General features: G+C 60.3%; 25 protein-coding genes. 6 read left to right on the forward strand and 19 right to left on the reverse strand.

Features of this window, described 5'->3' with window-relative positions:
* Nucleotides 1-18 precede the first annotated feature (18 nt).
* From msrA to msrB, 3 genes are read right to left on the reverse strand one after another with little or no spacing between them, the layout of a single operon-like run.
* Nucleotides 19-726, reverse strand: coding sequence for a peptide-methionine (S)-S-oxide reductase MsrA (gene msrA / locus AC1DKH_RS08620; RefSeq protein WP_477797954.1), 708 nt, complete (start codon nt 724-726; stop codon nt 19-21).
* 30 nt (nt 727-756) lie between these two features.
* Nucleotides 757-2,532, reverse strand: a complete 1,776-nt coding sequence (locus tag AC1DKH_RS08625) for a cytochrome c biogenesis protein DipZ (RefSeq protein ID WP_477797955.1) — start codon at nt 2,530-2,532, stop codon at nt 757-759.
* 33 nt (nt 2,533-2,565) lie between these two features.
* Complete coding sequence (msrB, locus tag AC1DKH_RS08630) at nt 2,566-3,084, reverse strand: peptide-methionine (R)-S-oxide reductase MsrB (RefSeq protein ID WP_477753543.1); 519 nt, start codon at nt 3,082-3,084, stop codon at nt 2,566-2,568.
* Between the two features lie 282 nt (nt 3,085-3,366).
* Between msrB and AC1DKH_RS08635 the strand changes: the two genes are divergently transcribed.
* The 4 genes from AC1DKH_RS08635 (at nt 3,367) to AC1DKH_RS08650 (ending at nt 8,273) form a co-directional block, all read left to right on the forward strand.
* Complete coding sequence (locus AC1DKH_RS08635) at nt 3,367-4,086, forward strand: response regulator transcription factor (protein ID WP_477797956.1); 720 nt, start codon at nt 3,367-3,369, stop codon at nt 4,084-4,086.
* Nucleotides 4,083-5,603 carry a sensor histidine kinase gene (locus AC1DKH_RS08640; RefSeq protein ID WP_477797957.1) on the forward strand — a complete coding sequence of 507 codons (1,521 nt, stop codon included), beginning with the start codon at nt 4,083-4,085 and terminating at the stop codon, nt 5,601-5,603. The genes AC1DKH_RS08635 and AC1DKH_RS08640 overlap by 4 nt, the downstream gene beginning before the upstream one ends.
* A 316-nt stretch (nt 5,604-5,919) precedes the next feature.
* Complete coding sequence (locus tag AC1DKH_RS08645; RefSeq protein WP_477753545.1) at nt 5,920-6,624, forward strand: hypothetical protein; 705 nt, start codon at nt 5,920-5,922, stop codon at nt 6,622-6,624.
* A 218-nt stretch (nt 6,625-6,842) separates the two neighbouring features.
* Nucleotides 6,843-8,273, forward strand: a complete 1,431-nt coding sequence (locus tag AC1DKH_RS08650; RefSeq protein WP_477797958.1) for an aminotransferase-like domain-containing protein — start codon at nt 6,843-6,845, stop codon at nt 8,271-8,273.
* A 52-nt stretch (nt 8,274-8,325) separates the two neighbouring features.
* Here AC1DKH_RS08650 and AC1DKH_RS08655 read toward each other — a convergent pair whose 3' ends face one another.
* From AC1DKH_RS08655 to AC1DKH_RS08700, 10 genes are all read right to left on the reverse strand, one after another.
* Nucleotides 8,326-9,126: an N-acyl homoserine lactonase family protein gene (locus AC1DKH_RS08655; RefSeq protein ID WP_477797959.1), complete on the reverse strand. Its 801-nt coding sequence runs from the start codon at nt 9,124-9,126 to the stop codon at nt 8,326-8,328.
* Nucleotides 9,127-9,140: 14 nt separating this feature from the next.
* The gene (locus AC1DKH_RS08660) at nt 9,141-10,100 is read right to left on the reverse strand and encodes a diiron oxygenase (protein WP_477753548.1); all 960 of its coding nucleotides are present in this window, start codon (nt 10,098-10,100) and stop codon (nt 9,141-9,143) included.
* A gap of 67 nt (nt 10,101-10,167) precedes the next feature.
* Nucleotides 10,168-10,926 (reverse strand): TauD/TfdA family dioxygenase, encoded by a 759-nt coding sequence (locus AC1DKH_RS08665; protein WP_477797960.1) that lies wholly within the window; start codon nt 10,924-10,926, stop codon nt 10,168-10,170.
* Between the two features lie 18 nt (nt 10,927-10,944).
* The gene (locus AC1DKH_RS08670; protein ID WP_477797961.1) at nt 10,945-11,820 is read right to left on the reverse strand and encodes a branched-chain amino acid aminotransferase; all 876 of its coding nucleotides are present in this window, start codon (nt 11,818-11,820) and stop codon (nt 10,945-10,947) included.
* A 31-nt stretch (nt 11,821-11,851) separates the two neighbouring features.
* Nucleotides 11,852-13,192 (reverse strand): KamA family radical SAM protein, encoded by a 1,341-nt coding sequence (locus AC1DKH_RS08675; RefSeq protein WP_477797962.1) that lies wholly within the window; start codon nt 13,190-13,192, stop codon nt 11,852-11,854.
* A 32-nt stretch (nt 13,193-13,224) separates the two neighbouring features.
* Nucleotides 13,225-13,869 (reverse strand): glutathione transferase, encoded by a 645-nt coding sequence (yfcF, locus tag AC1DKH_RS08680; protein WP_477753552.1) that lies wholly within the window; start codon nt 13,867-13,869, stop codon nt 13,225-13,227.
* Between the two features lie 242 nt (nt 13,870-14,111).
* Entirely contained in the window at nt 14,112-14,597 is a 486-nt protein-coding gene (locus AC1DKH_RS08685; protein ID WP_477753553.1) for a cupin domain-containing protein, read from the reverse strand.
* Between the two features lie 83 nt (nt 14,598-14,680).
* Entirely contained in the window at nt 14,681-15,175 is a 495-nt protein-coding gene (locus AC1DKH_RS08690) for a RidA family protein (RefSeq protein WP_150727357.1), read from the reverse strand.
* Between the two features lie 48 nt (nt 15,176-15,223).
* On the reverse strand, nt 15,224-16,504 hold the full coding sequence (locus AC1DKH_RS08695; protein WP_477763251.1) for an ATP-grasp domain-containing protein: 1,281 nt from the start codon (nt 16,502-16,504) through the stop codon (nt 15,224-15,226).
* A 42-nt stretch (nt 16,505-16,546) separates the two neighbouring features.
* The gene (locus AC1DKH_RS08700) at nt 16,547-17,647 is read right to left on the reverse strand and encodes an MFS transporter (protein ID WP_477797963.1); all 1,101 of its coding nucleotides are present in this window, start codon (nt 17,645-17,647) and stop codon (nt 16,547-16,549) included.
* 148 nt (nt 17,648-17,795) lie between these two features.
* Between AC1DKH_RS08700 and AC1DKH_RS08705 the strand changes: the two genes are divergently transcribed.
* Nucleotides 17,796-19,214: an aminotransferase-like domain-containing protein gene (locus AC1DKH_RS08705; protein ID WP_477797964.1), complete on the forward strand. Its 1,419-nt coding sequence runs from the start codon at nt 17,796-17,798 to the stop codon at nt 19,212-19,214.
* Between the two features lie 627 nt (nt 19,215-19,841).
* Complete coding sequence (locus AC1DKH_RS08710; RefSeq protein WP_477797965.1) at nt 19,842-20,120, forward strand: DUF3077 domain-containing protein; 279 nt, start codon at nt 19,842-19,844, stop codon at nt 20,118-20,120.
* A gap of 101 nt (nt 20,121-20,221) precedes the next feature.
* Here AC1DKH_RS08710 and AC1DKH_RS08715 read toward each other — a convergent pair whose 3' ends face one another.
* The 6 genes from AC1DKH_RS08715 to cyoB all read right to left on the reverse strand — a co-directional run bounded on the left by AC1DKH_RS08715 (nt 20,222) and on the right by cyoB (nt 25,184).
* Nucleotides 20,222-20,674: a hypothetical protein gene (locus AC1DKH_RS08715; protein WP_477797966.1), complete on the reverse strand. Its 453-nt coding sequence runs from the start codon at nt 20,672-20,674 to the stop codon at nt 20,222-20,224.
* Nucleotides 20,658-20,867, reverse strand: a complete 210-nt coding sequence (locus AC1DKH_RS08720) for a hypothetical protein (protein WP_477797967.1) — start codon at nt 20,865-20,867, stop codon at nt 20,658-20,660. The genes AC1DKH_RS08715 and AC1DKH_RS08720 overlap by 17 nt, the downstream gene beginning before the upstream one ends.
* A gap of 409 nt (nt 20,868-21,276) precedes the next feature.
* Nucleotides 21,277-22,164, reverse strand: a complete 888-nt coding sequence (cyoE, locus tag AC1DKH_RS08725) for a heme o synthase (protein WP_477755605.1) — start codon at nt 22,162-22,164, stop codon at nt 21,277-21,279.
* Between the two features lie 11 nt (nt 22,165-22,175).
* On the reverse strand, nt 22,176-22,523 hold the full coding sequence (gene cyoD / locus AC1DKH_RS08730) for a cytochrome o ubiquinol oxidase subunit IV (RefSeq protein WP_223459110.1): 348 nt from the start codon (nt 22,521-22,523) through the stop codon (nt 22,176-22,178).
* Nucleotides 22,524-23,150: a cytochrome o ubiquinol oxidase subunit III gene (locus AC1DKH_RS08735; protein WP_007986828.1), complete on the reverse strand. Its 627-nt coding sequence runs from the start codon at nt 23,148-23,150 to the stop codon at nt 22,524-22,526. It abuts the gene before it with no gap.
* Between the two features lie 3 nt (nt 23,151-23,153).
* A complete protein-coding gene (gene cyoB / locus AC1DKH_RS08740; RefSeq protein WP_477760003.1) occupies nt 23,154-25,184 on the reverse strand; it encodes a cytochrome o ubiquinol oxidase subunit I in 2,031 nt (676 codons plus the stop codon).
* Nucleotides 25,185-25,187: the final 3 nt, after the last annotated feature.

Raw genomic sequence — 25,187 nt, forward strand, 5'->3', positions numbered from 1 at the left:
GCAGTCGCTGATCGCCATTTACATCCCCGCCTTCACCAGCACCGGCTGCTCCTGAAAACGATTCGGGTACAGCTGCTTCAACTGCGCGACCTTCGGCAAATCGTTGATCACGATGTACGGATAGGTCGGATGCTCGGTCAGGAAATCCTGATGTTCTTCCTCCGCCGGGTAGAAACCGTTGAAGGTTTCAAGCTTGGTGACGATCGGCTTGTCGAAGGCATGGGCGGCGTCGAGCTGGGTGATGTAAGCCTGTGCGACCCGCTGCTGCTCAGTGCTTTTGGTAAAGATCGCCGAACGATACTGGGTGCCGCTGTCCGGTCCCTGGCGGTTGAGTTCGGTCGGGTTGTGGGCCACCGAAAAGTAGATCTGCAGCAAGGTGCCGTAGCTGACCTGAGCAGGATCGAAGGTCACTTCGACCGACTCCGCATGGCCGGTATTGCCGTCGCTGACGCGCTCGTACTGCGCAGTATTGGCCGCCCCGCCTGCGTAGCCGGAGACGGCATTCTTCACACCTTTGACATGCTGGAACACCCCTTGAACACCCCAGAAACAACCACCGGCGAACACGGCGGTTTCACTATGGGCCTGGGTGGTTTCGTCGAGGGCCGGTGGTGGGATGATCACCGCCTCTTCGGCACCGCCGAACGAGAAGGCCGAGCATTGGCTGATGATGCCGGCAGCCGCCAGCCCCAACAGGGTACGGCGCCAGGTAAAGAGGGTTTTCATGGGGCGAACTCCTGAAGCGTTGGAAAGTAATCAGCCGAAGGTGAAGGCGTAAGCCGACGCGCCCGGATCAAGAAACTCTATGCTGAAGGTCCGGTCGGTCACGCCGCCGCTCTGGCGCACCAGTTGATACAAGCGCTGGTCGGTCACGGTGCCGCTGCCATCGGGGGTCACGTCCATGCCGTGGTCGTCGCCCGGCGCCTTGCCGTCGATCAGCACCTTGAAGCGCACCGGTTTGCCATCGGCGCCAGGGCCGAGCACCAAATGCAAATCACGGGCGTGGAAGCGATAGACGATGCGGCTGGCCGGTGCGCTGGCGGTGGCCCGCTCCGGGCCGACATGCCACTGGCCGTCCAGGCTCCAGTCGTTGAGGCCCAGTTGCGTCGGCGGGTTGTAGGCCGCCAGCTTGTCCGGCACCAGCGCGGTTTCCGGCACGAAATGCTCGGCACGTTGATAGCCGACGTAGGTTTCCGGCGACTGCACTTCGCTGTTGTCCGGGGCCATTTGCACGCCGTCGGCCTTGGCGTTGATCAGCCCGTCCGACACCTTGGTCGAACCGGCCTCACGCAGCAATTGCTGAATGATCCGCTCCGACTCGTCGTACGCGCCTTCGCCGAAGTGGTGATAACGAATACGTCCCTGGGCGTCGGCAAAGTAATGCGCCGGCCAGTACTCGTTGTTGAAGGCGCGCCAGATCTTGAATTCGTTATCGATGGCCACCGGGTAGGTGATGCCCAGGTCCTTCATGGCTTTGGTGACGTTGCTGACGTCGCGCTCGAAGGCAAACTCCGGCGCATGCACACCGATCACCACCAGGCCCTGATCACGATATTTTTCGGCCCAGGCTTTCACATAGGGCAGCGAACGCAGGCAGTTGATGCAGGAGTAGGTCCAGAAATCCACCAACACGACCTTGCCTTTCAAGGCCTGGGCATCGAGGGGTGGCGAGTTGAGCCATTGCACGGCGCCCTCCAGTGGCGGCAGGTTGCCTTCGACCGGCAAGGTGCCTGGGGATTTCTCGGCCACTTGCACCGCGCCCTCAGAGGTCGTGTTCTGCGCTAGTAGCGCCCCGCTGTTACGCAGCGATTTGCCGGACAGTTTCTCCACCAACGCTTGTTCGATACCGCCGGTAGACGCTGTGGAAAACCGCGCCAGAACCCCCGTATCCAGGCCCAGGGCAATCGCCGCCACACCGGCCAGCATCGCCGCGCCAAGACCGCGACGCACCCATTCGCCCGCGCCAATCGAGCGCTTCATCGCGGTGAAGACTTTGCCGCCCAGAAACAAGGCCAGCGCGAGGGACGTAGCGGCACCGGCGGCATACGCCAGCAGCAAAAAGGTGGTTTGAATGCTGGCGCCTTGCAGCGCTGCACCGGTCAACAGCAAACCGAGGATCGGCCCGGCGCAGGGCGCCCACAACAGGCCGGTGGCCACGCCGATCAGGAGCGAAGCACCGGGACGTGGCCGCGCATCGGCACCCGCCGCCTCCGACAAACGACTGCCCGCCGCCACCAGCGGCCGGGTCAGGCGCTCAGCCAATTGCGGCAGCAACAACGTCAGACCGAACAACGCGACGAACACCAGCGCCAGCCAGCGTCCGTACTGGTTGAGCTGCACCACCCAGCCACCGCCCACCGCCGCCAACGTGGCGACCAGCGCGAACGTCAGCGCCATGCCCACCAACAGCGGCAAGCCGCTTTTGACGAAGGGTTGCCCGGTGCGGGCGAAGACAAACGGCAACACCGGCAGAATGCACGGGCTGACAATCGTCAGCACACCACCGAGATAAGCGAGGACCAGCAGCCACATGGCGATTACCTGCAAAAAGTGAGTGGTAGGGAATCACACCGTCTTGGGCACGAATTTCATCGCCAGGCCGTTCATGCAGTAACGCAGGCCGGTGGGTTTCGGGCCGTCGTCGAAGACATGCCCCAGATGCCCGCCGCAACGCCGGCAGTGAACCTCTTCGCGGACCATGCCGAACGCACGGTCCTGGCGGGTCGCCACGGCCTTGTCCAGCGGCGCCCAGAAACTCGGCCAACCGGTGCGGCTGTCGAATTTGGTGGCCGAGGAAAACAGCAGCAACTCGCAACCGGCACAGACGAAAGTGCCATCGCGGTGCTCGTTGTTCAGCGGGCTGCTGTAGGCCCGTTCGGTACCCTCTTCGCGCAGGATGTCGTACTGCTCGTCACTGAGGATGGCGTGCCATTCTTTGTCACTGTGGGTCACTTCGAATGCCTCCGCTGCGCTGGCCTCGCTGATTAATGCGGTGCCTGTGGAAAACTTCGGCAACAGGCCGATCGCCAGGGTTGCCACCCCCAGTCCGCCGCTCACTAGAAGAAATTGCCGTCGTGAAAACATGCTCGTCTCCAAAAAATCCAGGGGTGTTTCATGGAACACAGCCTAGGCTTTGGGTGATCGCCAAATCCTCACGGGAAGTTAAACAATTCGTGATAACTCGGCCCCCGAAAAACCCGCACAATGCGTATGCCACAGCTGTAGGAGCGAGCTTGCTCGCGATGGAGGCCAACGATGACGCGGGATGCCTGACGCCCCGCGGCGTCCTCAGGTTTTTCGCGAGCAAGCTCGCTCCTACAGTGGCATTTCGCACAATGCGCACATTGCGCTGAAGGATTGAGCTGTATGGAACCGACCAAACGCGTCCTGGTGGTCGAGGACGATATGCATATCGCCGACCTGATCTGCCTGCATCTTCGCGATGAGCAGTTCGAGGTGGTGCACAGCGCCGATGGCGATGAAGGCATGCGCCTGCTGCAGCAAGGCAACTGGGACGCACTGGTCCTGGACCTGATGCTGCCCGGTGTCGACGGCCTGGAAATCTGCCGCCGCGCCCGGGCCATGGCGCGCTACACGCCGATCATCATCACCAGCGCGCGCTCCAGCGAAGTACACCGGATTCTCGGCCTGGAACTGGGTGCCGACGACTATCTGGCCAAGCCCTTTTCCATGCTCGAGCTGGTGGCCCGGGTCAAGGCGCTGCTGCGCCGGGTCGATGCCATGGCGCGCAACCTGAAGATGGACGCCGGCAGCCTGCTCACCGACGGCCTGGCCATCGACCCGATCACCCGCGAAGTGTCCCTCGACGGACGGCGCCTGGACCTCACGCCCCGGGAGTTCGACTTGCTGTATTTCTTCGCCCGCCAGCCCGGCAAGGTGTTTTCGCGCATGGACCTGCTCAATGCCGTGTGGGGTTACAGCCACGAAGGCTACGAGCACACGGTCAACACCCACATCAACCGCCTGCGCGCCAAGATCGAGGCCGACCCGGCGCAACCGGTGCGCATCCTCACGGTCTGGGGTCGCGGCTACAAATTCGCCACCGGTGAGGAGCCGCAGCCATGAGGCTGACCCTGACGCAACGCCTGTCCCTGGTGTTCGCCGTGCTGCTGCTGGTGTGCTGCGGCACCTCGGCGTGGTTGCAGGTGCGCTCCAACCAGATGCATGAGCAGGAAGTGGTGCAAGGGCTGTCCCGGGACCTGGCGCAGCACATCGCCAGTGACACGGTGCTGATGGACACCCAGGGCCTGATGCCCAACGCCGTGCGCGACCTGTTCAGCAAACTGATGCAGGTCAACCCCAGCGTCGAGGTGTACCTGCTCGACTCCGCAGGCAAGATTGTCGGCAGCGCCGCGCCCGAAGGCCGGATCCGTCGCGAACAGGTCGACCTGGCGCCGATCCAGCGCTTGCTGCGGGGCGATGCCCTGCCCATCCTCGGCGACGACCCGCGCAGCGTCGATGCGCGCAAGGTGTTCAGCGCTGCACCGCTGAAGGTTGAAGGCAAGCCGGCCGGTTATCTCTACGTGGTGCTGCTCGGTGAAGATCACGACCGCCTGGCCGAGCGCGGTGCGACCAGCGCGGCGCTCAACACAGCGCTGTTGTCCATCGGACTGGTGGCGCTGCTGTGCCTGATCGCCGGTCTCACCGCGTTTGCCCTGATCACCCGGCCGTTGCGCCGCCTGACCGAAACCGTCAGCCAGTTCGACATCGATGGCGTGCCGGTCACACCGGCCCTGCCCGTCGCGGTGGAAAAAGCCGCCAGCCACGATGAAATCGCCGTGCTCGATGCCGCGTTCCGGCAGATGCAGGCACGCCTGGGCGAACAATGGCGCTCGTTGACCCGCCAGGATCAGGAGCGCCGCGAACTGGTGGCGAACATTTCCCACGACTTGCGCACACCGCTGGCCTCGCTGCACGGTTATCTGGAAACCCTGTCGCTCAAGGACACCACGCTGTCCCCTGCCGACCGCCGTCGCTATCTCGGCATCGCGCTGGATCAAAGCCGCAAGGTCGGTGGTCTGGCGCAGTCGCTGCTGGAACTGGTGCGCCTGGAGCATGGCTTCGTGCAGCCGGTGCTGGAGCGCTTCTCCCTGACCGACCTGGCCCAGGACATCTTCCAGAAATTCGAACTCACCGCCGAAGCGCGCAAAGTCGAACTCAAGGCCACGTTCGCGCCAAATGCCTCGGCGGCCTGTGCTGATCTCGGCTTGATCGAGCGGGTGCTGACCAACCTGTTCGACAATGCCCTGCGCCATACCCCGCCGGGGGGCGAGGTCGAACTGGGCCTGCGCCCGCAAGGCTCATTCATCGAAGTCACGGTCAGCGATACCGGCCCCGGCATCGCCCCGGAACTGCGCGAAGGGTTGTTCCTGCGGCCGTTCAATATCGGCGGCGCACGGCGTGATGGCGGGCTGGGGCTGCGGATCGTGCATCGCATCCTGCAATTGCACGGGCGCGAGATTCAGATGATCGATATGCCGGGGCGCGGTGCGACGTTCCGGTTTTCGTTGCCGATCGATGAGGAAACGGCGACTGCCTTGGCGGTGCGGTCGATGAACCTGAATACACCGCGGCAGGCCTGACGGACCGAGGCGCCTGCATCGCGAGCAAGCTCACTCCCACAGGGGTTATGTGTCGATCACAAAATCAGCGACACATCGAATCAATTGTAGGAGCGAGCCTGTTCGCGATGGTCTCAAGGGCACCGCGTTCATCCAGAATGAACGCGTTATCGTTAACGTCCATCGCGAGCAGGCTCGCTCCTACAGGGGAGCAAAAAGATGACCAGCCGCCTGTTGATCCGTGACAACGCCGCCCCGGTCCAATAGATTAGGCGACCTGAAAAAGCCCCCGGGCTTTCTCGCCCCTATTCAAGTTCAAAGAAGTAGTGAAATTTCAATGTCCGATTCCAATACCGCTGAATCCGTAGTCACCCTGTCGTCCAAAGCGGAATACGAAAACTCCATCAATCTTTCACAGCACATGCCCCAGGCCAAGACCATCAGCGAGATGGTGCTGGACGCTTTCCAGTCCACCCGCGAAAGCGACCAGATCCGCGAACTACGCGCTGCGATCCGCCAGGCCCACGACAGCTTCGACGATGACAAAGCCTACGAACTGATGGGCGAACTCAAGCAGCTCAAGGACGCCGAAGCCGCCGACATCGCCGCCCTCGAAGACCTGAGCAGCAAATTCCCGATCAGCCGCATCCTGTCCAGCTTCAAGGACGACCCGGCGTTTCAGGAAATCGTCTACGGCCTGGCCCTGAAGGTGCTGAACCAGACGCACCAGGCCATCAGCAACCCGAGCGGCGGCAAGAGCAAAGCCGCCAAGGCCAAGAAAGAAGTCGAAGTGTTCACCATCAGCAAGGACGGCATCAGCGTCACCTTGCCGTTGCGCACCCCGCGCTCGCGCCTGAACGTCGACCGTGAAGCCCTGGAATTCCTCGGTTTCACCTTCGTGGGCGAAGGCGAAGAGGCGGAGCTGGAAAGCGAGACGTTCCTGGACAACAGCGGTGCCGAACAGGCCGTCAACCGCAAGAACATCATCACCGCCCTGCAGCAGCAGACCGCGTTCGACGGCTATAGCATCGCTGCGCAGTAAGGCGACCTCGCCACAAGGTCTTCAGCGACTGACTCAAGAGCCCCGCCATCAGTGCGGGGCTTTTTATTGCCCGTGATTCGGGCAAATCCGCGATTACTCTTCCAGTATCGACGCCAGAACCACACTTCCCTTCACCCATGAGCACCACGGGTCCGCCTGCAGGGAGCGTCAACTCACTTTCCAGCCCAGACCTCGGTGGTGCAACTGCTGAGGTCATCATGAACACGACCCCCTTGTATCGCCAGTTGGCCAACCATTACCTGGACGCTATCCGCAGCGGCATCTTGAAAACCGGTGAACGCCTGCCCTCGATCCGGTTGATGATGGAAAAACACGCCGTCAGCCTGTCGACCGCCGTGCAGGTGTGCCGGGAACTGGAAGACTATGGCGTACTGGAAGCCCGGCCGCGCTCCGGCAACTACATTCGTCAGCCCGACACCGTGCCCAGGCGCGCCCCGATTGCCTTGGCGCCAACGCTGGATACCAGCATCTATGTCGGCATCCATGAACAGGTTTCAGCGGTGCTCAAGGCCAGTCAGCGCGCATCGATCAAGGTCAACTTCGCCAGCGCCTACTGCGCGCCCGAGCTGTATCCGCTGAAAACCTTGCAAGACAACATGATCAAATCACTGCGCTTGACACCCTGCCTGCTCGGCACCGCGGGCGGCGCCTGCGGCAACAGCGCATTGCGCAACATCCTGGCCCGACGGGCACTTGCCAGCAGGACCCACCTGGCCCCCGAGCGGATCGTGATCACCAACGGCGCCACCGAAGCGATCAATCTGGCCTTGCGCGCGGTCACCCGCCCCGGCGACACCGTGGCCGTGGAGTCGCCGACGTTCTACGGTCTGCTGCAAATTCTCGAAAGCCTGAACCTGCGGGTGCTGGAAGTCCCGGCCTCAGCCCACACCGGGCTCAATCTGGCGGCCCTGCAACGGCTGCTGCAAGGCCCCGAGCGGATCAAGGCATTGATCGTCATTCCCAACCTGCAAAACCCGCTGGGCAGCATCATGCCCGACGCCAACAAGGCACGACTGGTGAAACTGTGCGCGGAGCACAATACCGTACTGATCGAAGACGACACCTACGGCGACCTGGTGGACAGCGAGCAGCCGCTGTCCACGCTCAAACATTGGGACCGCACCGACAACGTGATCTATTGCGCCTCGCTGAACAAAACCCTCGCCCCGGGCATGCGCCTGGGCTGGATCAGCGCCGGCAAATGGCACGAGCGCGTGGAAATGCTCAAGCATACGCAGTCACGGGGGTGCGAGGCGTTATCACAATTGGCGGCCAGCGAATTCATGCGCACACCGTCCTACGAACGTTACCTGCGGCGTTTGCGCAAAACCCTGACCCAACAACGTCAACAGATGAGCGAGGCAATTATTCGCTACTTCCCCCTCGGCACCCGCGTGACCACCCCCCAGGGCGGCACGTTGTTATGGGTGGAACTGCCTCGCCGGCATTCATCCATGGCGTTTTTTCATGAGGCGCTGAAGGTCGGCATCCAGATTTCACCTGGGGATATCTTCTCCAATGCCAATCGCTTCGATCACTTTGTGCGCATTGGTTGTGGCACGCCGTATTCGCCGCGGATTGATGAGGCACTGCAGACCCTCGGCCATATCCTGAAAAACCAGCCTTAACACAATCCCCTGTAGGAGCTGCCGAAGGCTGCTCCTACAGGGGGTTGTGGGGTTAGTGAGGGTTTTGGTGCAGGCAAATGATATGCGGGTCGTCATTCCAGTGCGGGAAACGCTCGGCGATCAACGGGTCGTGACCGGGGATGACGTGGTCTTCGCTGTCGGCCAGGCGATCGATCTCGGTGAAGGCTTCGAGGGTTTGCGCCAGGTCATCGAGAATCGGAAACGGACTGCGCTCACGAATGTTGACCCACAGGTGCGCAGCATCCGAGGCCAGCACAATCCAGCCGCGTCCGGTATTCACCCGCACCACCTGACTGCCCGGCGTATGCCCGCCCACCGGGTGCAGCGTTACGCCGGGCAGTACCTCGACAACACCGCTGTGCAAACGCATCCGCCCTTCGAACAGCGGCGGCAGCGCCGACATCACATCCTCGACCTCGTAGGTTTTGTTCACCGTGCGATGGGCCATTTTCGGCCCGGTGCAGAAACGCAGTTCCGCTTCCTGCAAATGCACGGTCGCCTTCGGGAACAGCCCGAGGTTGCCGGCATGATCCCAATGCAAATGGGTCAGGATCAGGTGTTCGACCTGCGCCGGATCAATGTCCAGTTGTCGCAGGGATTCTTCCGGCAGGCGATACATCTGGCGATTGCGCCGCTGCGCCGTGGCCGGTTGAAAACAGGTGTCGACCACGATCACCTGCTGCTCGTTGCGGATGACCCAGAAGTAGTAGTCCAGTGGCATTGGCACATTCGGATCACCGCAGCAGGCGTCATAGAGAAAGTTCTCTTTGGCGGTGCGCTGGGCATTGGCACCGACGCGGATGGCGAACACTTCGTACACAGGCATGGGCATAGACACCTCCGGATTCAGGCCGCTGCGGTGGTTTTGAGAGTCGGACGGAAGTCGAAATCGATCTGCTCGCTGATACCCAGGTCATGGGCCAATTTATGCAGGCCACTGTAGTCACGCATGATGTTCGCGTTCCTGTTGCTCTCGCGGGTGTCGGCAATGATCAGCGCTGCATCCTCGACCCCAAGCTGCGTCAGAATCGCCTCCCACATCGAGTAGTCCTGGGCGATAAAAGCACTCAGCGCCACCGACAGGTTGCGTGCGAAAAATTCCCGCTGGGCCGGCTGCATGTTCGCGTACATGACCTTCGCCACTTCGGCCAGCACCTTGCTGTGGGCGTACTCGTCACGGTTGTGCAGTTCGGCCACCCGGCGATTTTGCGGCTGGATGGTCTGGTCGTCCGCCAGCAAGTCGAGATAGGCGTTGACGCTGATCTCGGCCACCACCGCAAAAGTGATCGCCGCCAGATCCCGCTGCCATTGCTCGGGCAACTCTGCATGCAAGGCCTTCAGGCGCAGGTAAGTGACGGACGGCGGCAGATCCAGGTCCTGATCCAGCGCCCGCTCCAGTTTGGTCCGCTCGATGGCGCGCAGGTGCATCAGCGTGTGGTAGTGCTCGTCAATCAGGGTCTGTTGCATGGCCTCGCGAAAATGCCAGTCGTCCTTGCCAAGGTACTGATTGGCGATGACGCTCAGCGCCGGATTGACCACATGCTCCTCGGCGGTGACGGTGCGCAGGTTGTAGCCGATCCAGCCCCAGGTCACCACGCTGCTCTTGAGTTCGTCGCTCAAGGCCTGGAATTTCGGATGATGGAAAAACGGCACCATGCATTCCGGGTAATCCGGGCGCGCCGGGTCGAACACTTCTTCGACCTGGCCCCTGTCCGGCGAACACACCGTGGCGCGCTTGGTCCAGGCCTGGTTGAGCCGCACGATCAGTTGATGATCGACCTGGGCGATCTCGATTGCTGTTTGCATGACGCGATACCTGTAAGGCGCGTACCCGCCAAGGGGTACGCCGAAAAAATGAAGGGCGACGGAAAAATCAGGCCAGCCAATAGCGGGTCAGGTGGCGCGCCGGGTCAGTGTAACGACTGCGCGCATGGATCATTCGCCAGTTGTCCCAAATCAGCAGGCATCCGTCGGGAATCAGCACCGGAACGTTGTGCTCGACGAAGTACGCTTCGCCAAGCACGGCAAACCTGGCCAGCGGCGAGGTGCTGTTGGCGACCAGGGATTGCTGCAGGGCTTCCTTGGACGGGTTCACGTCGCCGTAGTGAAACTGGTTGTAGCTGAAGCGGAAAATATCCCCGTCTTCCGTAGGCGTGAGGATGTATTCCTTGACCCGCCGTTGTCCCGGCTCACCCGGTTTGGCGGTGGCGACAAATTCTACCGGTGTGTCATCCAGCCACTCACGCAGTTGCGGTTCGCTGCGTTCCAGGGACTTGAGAAATTCGTAGCCGTCCACCAATCCGGTGTGCCCGCCGCCGCACGTGGCCTGTTTATGGCAATGCAACGCCAGGTAGTGCGGCGGCGGCCCGTACACCGGCGCTTCAGTGTGCGGGCCGATGCCGTTCATGCTCTGGGAATACGGCAAGTCTTCGTAACCCGGCTTGCGGGTAATGGGAAACGCCATCTGGCCATTGAACTGCGGAATGATCGGGCCGAACTCGCGCAAGGTGCCTACGACATCATCGGCAAATTCGTCCGGGGTAAGCACCGTCCAGCCCAACGTCGACAGCTCTTCATGACGATGGCCGAGCGAAATGCAAGGTTGAGACGCAACAATCCCTTGGTCTGACATGGTGAGATTCCTGGCGGGTTATCCGGCGTTGACGGTTGAGGTGTACGCGGCAATGAAGTCGCGGCAGGCGTCACCCGGTCGATAGCGTTGCTCATCGATGCTCTGCACCGGGGTGATTTCGGCGGCGGTGCCGGTGAGAAAGCATTCATCGAAGTCACCAAGCTCCGTAGGCAAAATGGTGCGCTCGACGACCTGATAGTCCAGCGCTTTGGCCAGTTCGATCACGGTCTGCCGCGTGATGCCGTTGAGGAAGCAATCCGGCAGCGGGGTGTGCAGCGTCCGGCCTTTGACGAAGAACACATTGGCACTGGTGGCTTCGGCAACGTGGCCACGCCAGTCGAGCATCAGCGCATCGTGGTAACCCGTGTTCTCGGCGTCGTGCTTGCTCAGCGTGGCGATCTGGTAATGCCCGGAGGCCTTGGCCTCGAACGGGCTGCTGCTCGGCGGCGGGCGGCGCCAGCTCGCGGTTTTCAAGCGGATACCGGCCATGCGCGCCGCCGGGTCGAAATAGCTCGGCCACTGCCAGCACGCGATGGCCACGTGCACACGGTTGAAACGCGCCGAGGTGGAAATCATCTCGCTGCCACGCCAGGCCACCGGGCGCAGGTAACCATCGACGACGTTGTTGCGTTGCAGCAACTCATGGCTGGCCGCCTCCAGTTCAGCCAGCGCATAGGGGATGGCAAAGTCCATCAGTTGCGCCGAGCGATACAAGCGCTCGCTGTGTTCGCGCAGCTTGAAGATCCTGCCGTTGTAGACCCGCTCGCCTTCATACACGGTGCTCGCGTAATGCAGGCCATGGGTCAGCACATGCAACTGCGCCCGGGACCACTCGACGAACTCGCCGTCGAGCCAGATAACGCCCTCGCGCTGATCAAACGGGATACTGCTCATATCCATATCTCCCCATTGTTCATAAATTTTCCTACGCCGTTTCCAGCAACACGGGTATCAATTCCGGCACGGCGGCGAGCTCGGTCTGAAAGAAGAACGCACGCTCGCCGAAGGCCGGTTGCAAGTCGTCGAACCAGGTCACTTGCGGATCGAAGTGCGCGTAGAACGTGCGCAACACCCATTGCGGATTGCGTGCCTGGAGGAACTGCAAGACGAAGACTTTTTCCCCGGCGACGGTCTCGATGCCGTTGATCAACACCTTGCCGTAGAAGGTGCTCATGGACGGCCCGCGCACCGTGCGCGCAAGCCCCGATACCGTGCGGTACGCCGCCTGGAAGATCTCGAAGGCCCGGGCCAGTGGCATCGCGAAGTAGTGGCTGGGGCCGGTGTCACGCTCGACGAACATGTAATACGGCACGGCCCCGAGCCGCACACCTTCGGTCCACAGCGCCGCCCAGTCGGCGGGGTTTTCGTTAATGTGGCGGATCAGCGGCGCCTGCATGCGCACCGTCGCGCCCGTCGAGCGAATACGCTCGACGGCCTGGCGGGCGATGGTCTGGCGGATCTCCACCGGGTGGTTGTAGTGCCCCATGATCGACAGGTTTTTCCCCGCCGCGACGATGCGCTGGAACAGCTCCAGCAGCTCGGGTGCATCCTTGTCGCTGACAAAACGCTGCGGCCAGTACGCCACGGATTTGGTGCCGATGCGGATGTTCTTCAGGTGCGGCAAATCCAGCAGCGGCTCGATGTAACCGGCCAGGGAGCGGGTGTTCATGATCATCGGGTCGCCGCCGGTAATCAGCACGTCAGTCACTTCAGTGTGCACCCGCAGGTAGCTGACCAGCTCCTGGGACTCACGGGCATTGAACTTGAGTTCTTCTTCGCCAATGAACTGCGCCCAGCGGAAACAGAAGGTGCAGTACGCGTGACAGGTCTGACCGGCACCCGGGAAAAACAGCACGGTCTCGCGGTACTTGTGCTGGATGCCCGGCAGAACTTTTCCGTTGAGGGTGACACCGTTGTGGGTCAACTGCCCGGCCGGATGCGGGTTCATGCGCCGCCAGATCGCCTCGATCCGACGCTTGATCGCCGCGCTGTCATCCTGCTCGATCAGGTGTTTAAGCGAGGCATACTCCTCCGCCAGCAACATGTCCTTGTGGGGGAAGGTCATGCGAAAAACCGGATCGTCCGGAATGTTGTTCCAGTCGATCAGCGTGCCCAGCACGTATTCGTTGGTGCGAAACGGCATGACCCGCGCCACCACGGTCATGGCCTCCTGCAACGCCGGCGTCAACTTGTGCCAGTAAGGTGATTCGCGGATGGTGCGTGAGTTATAAGGTTTGTAGCGTTCGTGCTCCGACAGTCCTTGCATGGCCGCGCTCCTGGTGATTGCCCTGGGTGTTGTCAGGCGATGGCCGGCGCTTTGCGCTCTATGTCCATCCACGCCCGGACGCTGTCGCGATCCCACTGGCGCCGCACATACGCCGCGAGCCGCGCCGGCACCGGATCGCCGTTGGCAACCAGTCGGTTGAGCATGATTGCCAGGTCGGTGTCGGCAATGCTCCAGTCACCGAACAGATGCTCGGCGCCCTCTTCCAGCAAATGCTCGGCGACGAAGAACAAGCGCTCGACGGCGACACGGGCATCCGCGCTCAGGGGCAGATCTTTTTTACCGAAGTAGACCAGGTCAAACGGGCGCTCCTTGCGCACCACCAGCAAGTCACTGCGCAACCAGGCCTGCAATTGACGGGCACGGGCACGCTGCTGGATGTCCTGCGGATAGAGTTTTTTAAGCCCTGGGGAGAGCTCATCGAGGTATTCGGCAATCGCCGATGATTCCGACAAGGCAAAACCTTCGTAAACTAACGTTGGGATTTTGCAGGTCAGCGAAAGATCGCGATAACTCGACAGATAGTTTTCGCGTGTTCTTAGATCAACAGTAACAAGTTCAAATGAAAGTTGCTTTTCCTTGAGCGCCACAAAAGCCGACATCGCAAAAGCGCTGACATAGTCGGCGCCAACATACAGTTTTAGCTTCCTGTTTTCCATATAACACTCCATTGACCAACTGCAGGAATTGACGTGCATTGGAAGTGATCGTAGTTAGTTGAATGAATGTTGAATAGATACAGAATTTGTCCGTTTCAATCGATACAGAACGTTGTTTTTCACCGGCAGACACGCAGCCAGAATCCCGGCAAAACTGCTGCAAAAAGGGATCCTGGGGCAGGTCTGAAAAACAAAAAAGGGAGCCCACAAAAGTGGGCTCCCTGGGCAGATACGGCGGGGAATTACGGCTGGGTGGTGATCAGACCGTGGCTGTCGGCAAAATTCGAAAGCAGTGCCATTTGTGGCATGTTGCTCATGTTCAGCATCGCCAGAGGCTCGTGTTTACTGGTGTTGACGAAACCATGCCGGGTCCAGGCTGGCACCAGTAGCACGTCGCCGCTACTGACGTTAACCCCGTCGGCATCGCCGAGGGTCATCACGCCGCTGCCGCACTGGATAACAAACAGATGCCACCAGGAATGGGCATGACCGTTGAGCGTCACACCGGGGTTCAGCCATTGCATGGCGATCGCCATTCCAGGCGTCACTTCACAGCCTTCAATGCTTTTGTCGTGAGCCAACGCGACAATATCGACGTCGCTGTCTTCAAGGGTTTGACGCATACCCGCCAGTTCAGTGCCCTTCCACACCTTGGGACTTGGCGTTCGATGGTGGAGGCTTTGACGAAAGTCCTTATATGAAAAAAACGCACCTTGAAAGTTATCCATTCGCACGTCCTTTCTTCTTATTTCCCATACTTTAGCGCCAAACCTTAAGTTAACGATTCAGCGCTGTAAAGCTGGGAAACATTTTACAAAACCGAGGGGCGCAAGGCGGCAATCATGTCCACTTCTATCGCGGCATTCTTGGGTAACTGGTAAACACCTACGGTGGTGCGGGTATGTTTACCGGCATCGCCCAGCACATGGCTGAACACATCCGAGGCGCCGTTGGCCACTTCGCTCAAATCGACAAAATCCGCCGTGGACTTCACATAGACCGTTACCCGGATCAATGACTTGATCTTGTCCAGCGAACCAATGGCATCGACGATCAAGGCCAGCCCGCGCATCGCACTGATGCTGGCCGCCGCTTGCGCATCGGCCAAGCTGAGGTCCAGGCCGACGCGACCGGGGTAATGGATCTTGCCGTTCATGCGCGGCACCAGACCGCTGATGTACAGCTCATCGTGATGACGGATCAGCGGCGCATAATGCCCGCCTGCGGTGTTTTCGCCGTAGATGTCGTAGCCAAACTCTTTAGCCAGGGCGATGAAGCGTTCATCGCAGGTCATGTGCTGGATCATTGATCGAACCCTCTTAATCAGTAGTGCAAAAAACGGGTGCTTGCAGGCTCAACACACGGCGCGGGTAGCCGGTGCCAGGCAAGTCACCTCAATGCGTGACTCAATCGCCTCGGCCAGACGCAACAGGTCGTTGCTCAGTTGCCCGTAGTGTTCGTTGAACAGCACGATGTGGCCGATGAATGAGAAGTTGTCTTTCACTAACGCGCTGACGGAGTCGCCGATTCGCTTGGCGTACTGGCCCTCCACCAGATCGATACGCAATGCGCGGGCCAGGGCCTCGATGTCGGGCGTCGCGCGCAAGATGCCGCCATCCGGCGCCCTGAGCAGGCGAATGCCGCAGAAGCCGCGAGCCACTGGCTCGTGCTGTTCGGTCTTGCCTTCCACCGCCCAGCGCACCCAGCGTTCCCACGGATCGAAATTGACGAAGGCGCGTTTGGCCAGATCCCAGATGTGCATGCCGCCGGGGCGCATGTTGGTTTCCACGGCGCAGGTCAGGTTGTCGCTGCGCAGGAACACTTCGTTGTGCCAGGCACCATTGTCCTGGGATACCAATGCCGACATATGCCGACCGGCTGCCATCAAACGCGCCTGTACCTCAGCCGAAAGCGGTGCGGGGACGACTTGCTGGATCTCTGCGCGGTAGGCGCCTTCGGTGGTGGTTTTTTCAGTCACCCAAGTGCTGCCGGCCACGTAGTCCCAGCTGTATTCGCGGGCGTTCTGCACCAGTGCTTCAAGGACGATGCCGCCTTCGCGGTAGGGCTTCAGTGCGAGCCAGGCGTCATCGCATTCCGAAGGGTGATGGATGACGCGACAGCCTCGGCTCGCGCCTTCGCAGGCCGGTTTGATGAAGGCCTTGCCGCCCAGTTCGACAACGCGTTGGCGCAGTTCCGGCAGGCTTTCGACCCGCGCGGAAAACACCGGTCGGTATTCTCCGGGAGAGGTGCTGGCCGCCGCTTCGAGCCGACGGAAGATCTGCTTGTCCAGGCCCGCCCGCGCTTCGCCTGGGGTAATGCCCGGCAGGCCGAAGTGAGTGGCCAGCGCGGCACCGAGCAGTACGCCGCGATCGGAAAACGGCAGCACGCCGATCAGTTTCCAGCTATCGGCATTCAGGCACCCCACCACCAGTTCAAGGGACGCCGCCACGTCTTTCTCGGCCAGCGAAGTGCTGCAAACGTGATCGGCCACCTGGTCGTCATGGAGCTGAATTTTCTCGACCAGCAGGATGAGCCTGGCGTCGTAGAGCGACTTGCACAGCTCGCGCAGTTTCTGGATGTCGTGAACCCGATTGCCGTTGTAACCGACCACTACTACGCATGAAGTCGTATTCATAATGCCCCCGACCTGCAAAGTGAAAACCGCAACGGCGATGACTCAGTCATGCAACGACGCATTGGATTTACGATTGAGCCAGTACCAGGCCAGGATCCCGCCGGCGCCGATGGCGGCCAGCACCAGCGCGTTGTACGGCGCCGGCACCACCCGCATGATCAACACGGTCAGCCCGGCCCCCACCCCCAGGGACACTTCCTTGACGAACATGTTGTTTTGCTTGACCGAGAAGTAATCGAGGTAGCTGAAGGCGCACTCGGCGATGGACAGCAGCGCCACCCAGACCAGCGCCCCGGCGAGGGTTTCGACGTGGAACGCGGCGGGCGAAGACAGCACGGCAAAGCCGCCGACGATGATCCCGATCACCGCCACGACCTTGAAGCGCCCGGTGCGCTCGATCAGCTTCATCACCGGCACCTGGGCGAACACCACCACGGCGCTGTTGAGGATCAGCATCAAGCCGTACCAGGCCGGCAGCTCGCCGGTCTTGAGCAGGATCGCCTGCGGCAGGATCGAGAACACCCCGAACAGCTTGATGCCCATGATGATGCCGGCGATCACCCAGGGCAGTTTGTTGCCCCAGTTGCTGCCGGCCTGAGTGGCCGGGCGGGCCAGCACCGGTTCGGTGGTGAAGGTCGCGCCGAGGGCGATCGGCAGGCACAGCAACACGAAGGCCGCCGCACCGAGGAAAAACATCGTAGGCGTGAGCAGCGGCGACAGCAGGATCAAACCGGCCACCAGGCTGCCCATGTTCATGGCCACGCGGTTGTAGGCCGCGCCTTCCTTGGTCTGGGCCGCTTCGCTCTTGATCAGGTAACCGGCAATCGCAATGCCGTAGGCAAACAGTGCGGCAGCAAACATCACCATGCCTTGATGGCTGGTCAGCGCGAGCAGCACCAGGCCAAGGCCGGCACACAGCAGCGTGACGCTCAGGGAGCGGCGGCCAAGCACCAGTAAAGTCAGGGGCAACAGCAGCAACAAGGCGCGATATCCAAGGGCCAGGATGCTGTTGGTGGCCGTGTCGAGCCAGACGTTGGCCTTGCCCAGCACCGCGAACAGCGAGACGGCGGTGATGATCCGGATCGTGAATAACCGCAGGTTAATGACCGGCTTGGCCACCGCGACCGTTGTTTCGACACTCATGCAGCACCTCAGGAACGGGGTGAATGCCCGCCGACAAAGGCCGACATTCAGAAAAGTCTGTAAGGGCATGGTAGAGAGAGAGGCGTGTCCTGATCAGAGCAAGTTCGTATAGAATCCAACGAACTTTACTGCCGGAGAGACCAGTAAAATGCAGGTTCAACGTGCAGTCATTGCCGCCATTGAATTCCAGCCCGGCGTGCCGCTGGTGCAGCAGATCGTCGATCAACTGACCCAGGCCATCAGCACGGGCGGCCTGCCCCACGGCGCCAAGCTGCCGCCGATTCGCGAACTCTCCGACTTGATGAACGTGGGCAAATCCACGGTGGTCGATGCCCTGGACCGCATGCGGGCCAAGGGGCTGGTGGTGTCTCGCCAGGGCTCCGGGCATTACGTGCATCGCTCCGAAGCAGCACTGAAAAGTGGCACCGGTCCGGACCTGCAACCTCAGGACACCCTCAGTGTGGTACGCCGCGCACTGCTGCTGGACAACGGCACGCTGCGCCCCGGCTGCGGTTTTCTGCCGACCTCGTGGCTACCCGCCGAAGAATTGCAGAAAGCCGTGCGCAGTACCCTGCGAGCGACGTCATTGCGCATGGGCGAGTACGGCGTGGCCGGCGGTTACCTGCCGTTGCGCCAGGCCTTGCGGGTCAAACTGGCGACCTTCGGCATCGAAGCGCCGGTGGACCAGATCATCACCACCGCCAACACCATGCAGGCCATCGACCTGCTGATGCGCCTGCTGGTCAAACCCGGCGACACCGTGCTGCTCGACGACCCCTGCTACTTCAACATGCACGCCAACCTGGCGTTGCACGGGGCCAAAGTCATCACCATCGCCCGGGATTGCGACGGCATGGACCTCGACGCCTTCGAGCAACTGCTGATCGCCCACAAACCCGTGCTGTACATGACCAACAGCACACTGCATAACCCCACCGGCCACTCGTTCACCCCGGCCCAGGTCTACCGCTTGCTGGAACTGAGCCACCGCCATGGCTTGCACATCGTCGAAGACGATCTGTACTGCGACATCCAGCAACGCCGCACCCCGCGCCTGGCGGCCAGTGGGTTGGACAACGTGAGTTATGTGTCGGGTTTCTCCAAGACCCTGACCGCCAACAGCCGGGTCAGCTACACCGTACTGTCACCGCAATTGGCGGCACGCATGGTCGCGCTGAAAATGGCCTGCGGCGGGGTGACGTCGGAGCTGGCGGAGCAGATTACGTGCACCATGCTCAGCGATGGCAGCTATGCCAAACATGCGCGGCGCACGGTGGATCGGTTGTATGAATCGAACAGCCGCGTGGCCGGTTGGCTGGCCGAGGCCGGGTGTTCGCTGTCGTCATTGCCGGGTGAAGGCGTATTTATCTGGGCGCGGTTGCCGGAGGGCTTGCACGCCGAGAACCTGGCTCGCCAAGGGTTGGAGAACAATATGGTATTGGCGCCGGGCACCTTGCTGAGCAAAGGGCCGGATGCCAGCCAGTTCCTACGCTTCAATGTGGCTCACAGTGACAGTTTGCAGGTGCGCGAGCGGTTTTTCCGCTTGCTCGATACACAAAGTAAATAACCGACGCCCCCCAACCCTGTGGGAGCGAGCTTGCTCGCGATGAGGCCGTCACATTCAAAATTGATGCTGCCTGACACGCCGCCATCGCGAGCAAGCTCGCTCCCACAGGGGCCCGCGTCATGCTCGATATCAGCGATGACGCTAGTCCAATGTGGGAGCGGGCTTGCTCGCGAAGAGGCCGTCACATCCAGCATCAATATTGCCTGACCCACCGCCTTCGCGAGCAAGCCCGCTCCCACAGGGATTGCGGTGCCCAATGAGATCCCCGGCCACCAGATTGCTACGATTGCCGACCTCATCCTTGCCGGCTAACTTCGCCCCGTCGCTGCCAATTCAGCGACCGGGCCTGATAACCCGGGTAAGATGCGCACGCAACTGCGCCAACCTCACGATTGTCGGCGTTTTTTTTCGCCCGTTTTTTCGTGCAATGGCGGCTGTGCGTGGGAGACTTTCGGGTCTGCCGGGTCCTGCATCTCCGGTTTATCAGCCTGCGCACAGCTGCCACCCATTCGCCTGATAACGAACGGGACAGCTTCACTTATGCAGGAGTTACAAATGAACGCTATTGATCCGTCTGCTACACCAGTCATACCCCTCCACCTCCAGCCCAATAGGAGGTGAAGCCCAATGACCAATCCCCAAGACCTCAAAACCATCGGCCTCACCCCCTTCTCCTACCACGCCAACGAACCACTGTTCCGCATCAATGCCGGTGTCCCGGTGATCGAAGCCCTCTACCACGCCTCCGACCTGCTCCACCTCGCAAAACTTCTCGCCTCAGACGCAGCCACGGTTCGCGACTCCGACCGGCATGCCTGGGCCTCTCATTTTTTGCAGGACATGAGCAAGGCAATCATCGATGACGTGGTGAAGGTGCTCGACGCACCGTGTAACAACCGCGAATGAATGAAAAAGCCCCACCGTTCTCTCGAAAGGAGGGGCTTTTGCGCAACAGGCCATTTCAACTTTTGAACCAAACGATGCAGCCTCTTCGCTGCAACCAGAGCTCAGGAAAACATGGCGCGCTGCTCAGCTTCGTAATGCCGGGTCTGAAAAGGCATGAGGGCTTGGGCTTTTAGGCCGAGGCCCTCACTCAACCCCCAAGAGATAGCGAGTTCATCACGGCGTCGACGCAGTGGAGTGACGGTTTGTAGCCTCACGGCTTGCACGGAAGTCGAATGTGCAAAAAGCTCGAGGACATTGAGAGTTTCCGACACCCGGAGATCGGATAAGCAAGTAAATCGAGTGAATCGCTCAAGCAGATAGCCAGCGCGCCGAACCTCCACTTCGTCAGTGTGACAATTCAAAAAAGCGGTTACCTCGCATTCAAGATTTGAGTCCGAGTACCAGACAGCTTTGGCGGCGCTCACCAAGGCAGCGTCATCCGCTTGATTCAAAGGTCTTTTTACCAGCGTGTCCAAGGCGGATGAGAGGACGTGGCCGCTATGGGGCTTCGTCATCTGTGTTCTCCAGATAATCATGCAAAATATTCGTGAGGACGGAGATTGGTGACTCCTCAATATGAACGTGTTCTTGCGTACCAATATCAGTGGTCCGCACGTCTTCCACCGCATTGCGACGCATGACTTCGCGTTGAGCTCTCATTTCTTCAACGCCCTGGATCAACTCGTCAAATAGGTTACGTTCTCTCATTCAGTCCCACTTTCCTGTCATCGAAGACGAATACGTTGCCACTGTCTTGTGCCTCAACGATCTATCAATTGACGAGAGAGACCTTACCCGAGCAACGCAGGAGCTGGCGTTAGGACGTTTCCTAAATGCCATGTTCCGTTTTCCTCAATGACTCATGACACAGGGGTTGCGCCGAACCCGTTTGGCCAGACGACTATGGTTCGTGCCTGAAACACCGCGTCGCTGCCATCGCGAGCAGGCTCGCTCCCACAGGTGATCGGGGTTGCATTCAACATTGGCGGCGACGCAGATCCAATGTGGGAGTGAGCCTGCTCGCGATGGCGGCAACACGGTCCACCAGAATCACCCCCAACAAAAAGCCCCGCTCTTCTCTCGAAGGCGGGGCTTTTCTTTAAAGCATGTCCGACGCTTACGGCGCGTACGTCAACAGCAACTCGCTCGGCACTTTGAAGTCCAGGGACATCATCACGCTCAACGCGGTAATGGTGAAGATCGAGAACACGAACAGCTTGCGTGCCCAGACCGTGTCATCCACTGCCTTGTAGCCGGTCCAGGCCATGTACAGCCAGTACATGCCCATGGCCGCGGCGACGGCGAGGTAGCTCATGCCGGCGTAGCCGCTGAAGGTCAGCATCAAGGTCGCCACGAGGAAGGCCAGGATGTAGAGCAGGATATGCTTCTTGGCCACCTGGATGCCGCGCTTCACAGGCAGCACCGGAATCGATGCGGCCAGGTAATCGTTGAAGCGGAAGATCGCGATGGCGTAGGAATGCGGCATCTGCCACAGGCTGAACATCACCAGCAGGGTCAGCGCGGCCATGTCGAAGGTGTTGCTGACTGCGACGTAGCCAATCACCGGCGGCATGGCGCCCGACAGACTGCCCACCAGCGTGCCGTGAACCGACTTGCGCTTGAGGTACAGGCTGTAGAAGCCGACGTAGATGACGAAGCCGATGACTGCGAACAGCGCGGCCAACGGGTTGGCCACCTTGTACAACAGGGCAACGCCGGCGACACCCAGGACGGTCGCATAGATCAGGGCCAGTTTCAGGGAGATCAAGCCCTGGACCAGCACCCGGTTCTTGGTGCGTTCCATCTTCAGGTCGATGTCGCGGTCGATGCAGTTATTGAACACGCAACCGGAGGCAACCACCAGAGACGTGCCGATCATGGCGGCCAGGAAGATGGCCAGATCGACATGCCCTTTGGAGGCCAGGAAAAATCCGCCTGCCACAGAAAGCACGTTACCGAAAATGATCCCCGGTTTGGTGATTTGGATAAAGTGCTTAAGGGACATGCGGACTTACCTCACTTCGCCATCATGAACGTGTGGATGCTGAACATGATCCACAGCGACAAGCCAACCAGCAGGACAATCACGATCGCGGCAAAGACAAACGCAATCACGTTGTTACGCTGCGCGGCCGAACGGTCCAGGTGCAGGAAGTACACCAGGTGCACCAGCACCTGGATGACTGCGAACGCGACGACGATCATCAGGGTGATCGACTTCGGCAGCGTCGGGTACATCACCAGACCGAACGGAATCAGGGTCAGGATCACCGACAGGATGAAACCGATGCCGTAGGACTTGACGCTGCCGTGACCGGCGTCGTGGCTGTCATGGCCATTTTGGGAATGAGCTGCGTTAGCCATTTACATAGTCCCCATCAGATAAACAACGGTGAATACGCAGATCCACACGACGTCCAGGAAGTGCCAGAACAGGCTCAGGCAGCTCAGACGGGTCTTGTTGGTCGCCGTCAGGCCGTTTTTCTGCACCTGATACATCATGATCGCCATCCAGATCAGACCGCTGGTCACGTGCAGACCGTGGGTGCCGACCAGGGTGAAGAACCCGGACAGGAAGCCGGAACGGCTAGGGCCGTAGCCTTCGGAGATCAACATGTGGAACTCGTTGATCTCCATGCCGATGAAGCCGGCACCGAACAGGAAGGTCAGGGCCAGCCAGCCCAGGACCTGCTTCTTGTTGCCACGGAAGAACGCCAGCATGGCGAAGCCGTAGGTGATCGAACTGAACAGCAGCAGAGCGGTTTCGCCCAGTACGTATGGCAGTTCGAAGATGTCGTGGCCCGACGGGCCACCCGCTACGTTGTTAACCAGTACCGCGTACGCCGCGAAGATCGACGCAAACAGAATGCAGTCGGTCATCAGGTAGAGCCAGAAACCGAATACGGTCATCTCGCCCGAGTCGTGGTGATGGTCATCATGCCCATGTCCATCGACATGGGTGTGTCCAGCATTGGTCACTAAGTTCGACATGGTTTAAGCCTGTTCCAACGAGGTTTCAACACGGGTGGCGGTGGCCGGGATTTTCCCTGCCGCTACCAGACGCTTGTGCTGCTCGGCTTCGATGCGCTCGATCACGTCGACCGGCACCATATAGCCTTGATCATCACGGGCCGCGTGGATCACGAAGTAGATCACGGTGCCGGCAAGACCCGCGATGGCCAGCCACCAGATGTGCCAGATCATCGCGAAACCGAACACGGTCAACAGAGCACCCATGACCACACCGGTCGCGGTGTTGTTTGGCATGTGGATCGGCTCGTACCTGGCCGGGGCCTTGTACGCGGTGCCGTTTTCCTTGGCTTCGGTGAACGGGTCGACAACGTCGGCTTTTGGCAGCACGGCGAAGTTGTAGAACGGAGGTGGCGACGAGGTCGACCATTCCAGGGTGTGTGCATTCCACGGGTCGCCGTGTTCGCACATGTTTTCCGGTTTGTTGCGGTCACGCACGCTGACGTACAGCTGGATCAGCTGGCAAGCGATACCTACGGCGATCATCACCGCACCGAACATGGCAACGTACAGGTACGGCACCCACTCAGGGTTGGTGGTGGCGTTCAGACGACGGGTCATGCCCATGAAGCCCAGTGCATAGAGCGGCATGAACGCGACGAAGAAGCCGGAGATCCAGAACCAGAATGCTGCCTTGCCCCAACCTTCGTGCAGCTTGAAGCCGAACGCTTTAGGGAAGTAGAAACCGAAACCGGCGATGTAACCGAATACCGCACCGCCGATGATCACGTTATGGAAGTGTGCGATCACGAACAGGCTGTTGTGCAGAACGAAGTCAGCACCCGGGATGGCCAGCAATACGCCGGTCATGCCGCCGATAGCGAAGGTCACCATGAAGCCCAGGGTCCACAGCACCTGGCTGGTGAAGCGCAGACGGCCCTGGTAGATGGTGAACAGCCAGTTGAACAGCTTCACACCCGTCGGGATGGAAATCAGCATCGTCGCCAGACCGAAGAAGGCGTTGACGCTGGCACCCGAACCCATGGTGAAGAAGTGGTGCAGCCAAACCATGAAGCCCAGGATCGAGATTGCGCCCGATGCGTAGACCATCGAGTGGTGGCCGAACAGTTTCTTGCCGGTGAAGGTCGAGATGACTTCGGAGAAGATACCGAACGCTGGCAGGATCAGGATGTACACCTCAGGGTGACCCCACGCCCAGAACAGGTTCACGTACATCATCGGATTGCCACCAAGTTCATTGGTGAAAATGTGGAAATCCATGTAACGGTCAAGCGTCAGCAGTGCCAGGGTAGCGGTCAGGATCGGGAACGAAGCCACGATCAGGACGTTGGCCCAGGTGCAGGTCCAGGTGAAGATCGGCATGTCCATCAGCTTCATGCCAGGGGTACGCATTTTCAGCACGGTAGCCAGGAAGTTGACCCCCGTCAGCGTCGTACCTAGCCCGGATAGCTGTAGCGCCCAGATGTAGTAATCCATCCCCACGCCAGGGCTGTATTGCAGGCCCGACAGCGGCGGATAGGCAACCCAACCGGTCTTGGCGAATTCGCCGACGCCCAGGGACAGGTTGATCAGCACTACGCCGGAAACCAGCAGCCAGAAGCTCAGGGAGTTCAGGAACGGGTAGGCAACGTCACGCGCGCCGATCTGCAGCGGCACTGCAAGGTTCATCAGGCCGGTGAAGAATGGCATCGCCATGAAGATGATCATGATCACACCGTGAGCGGTGAAGATCTGGTCATAGTGTTCAGGTGGCAGGTAGCCAGGCGAACCCTCGGTGGCCATGGCCAGCTGGGTACGCATCATGATGGCGTCGGCAAAGCCGCGCAGCAGCATGACCATGGCGACGATGATGTACATCACGCCGATTTTCTTGTGGTCGACCGACGTCAGCCACTCGGTCCACAGGTAGGTCCACTTCTTGAAGTAGGTGATTGCAGCGAACAGCGCCAGACCACCGAGCGCGATCATGGAGATGGTTATCATCACGATCGGTTCGTGGAACGGGATCGCTTCCCAACTTAATTTACCAAACATCGT

This window comes from Pseudomonas sp. 05L36, from assembly GCF_056398125.1.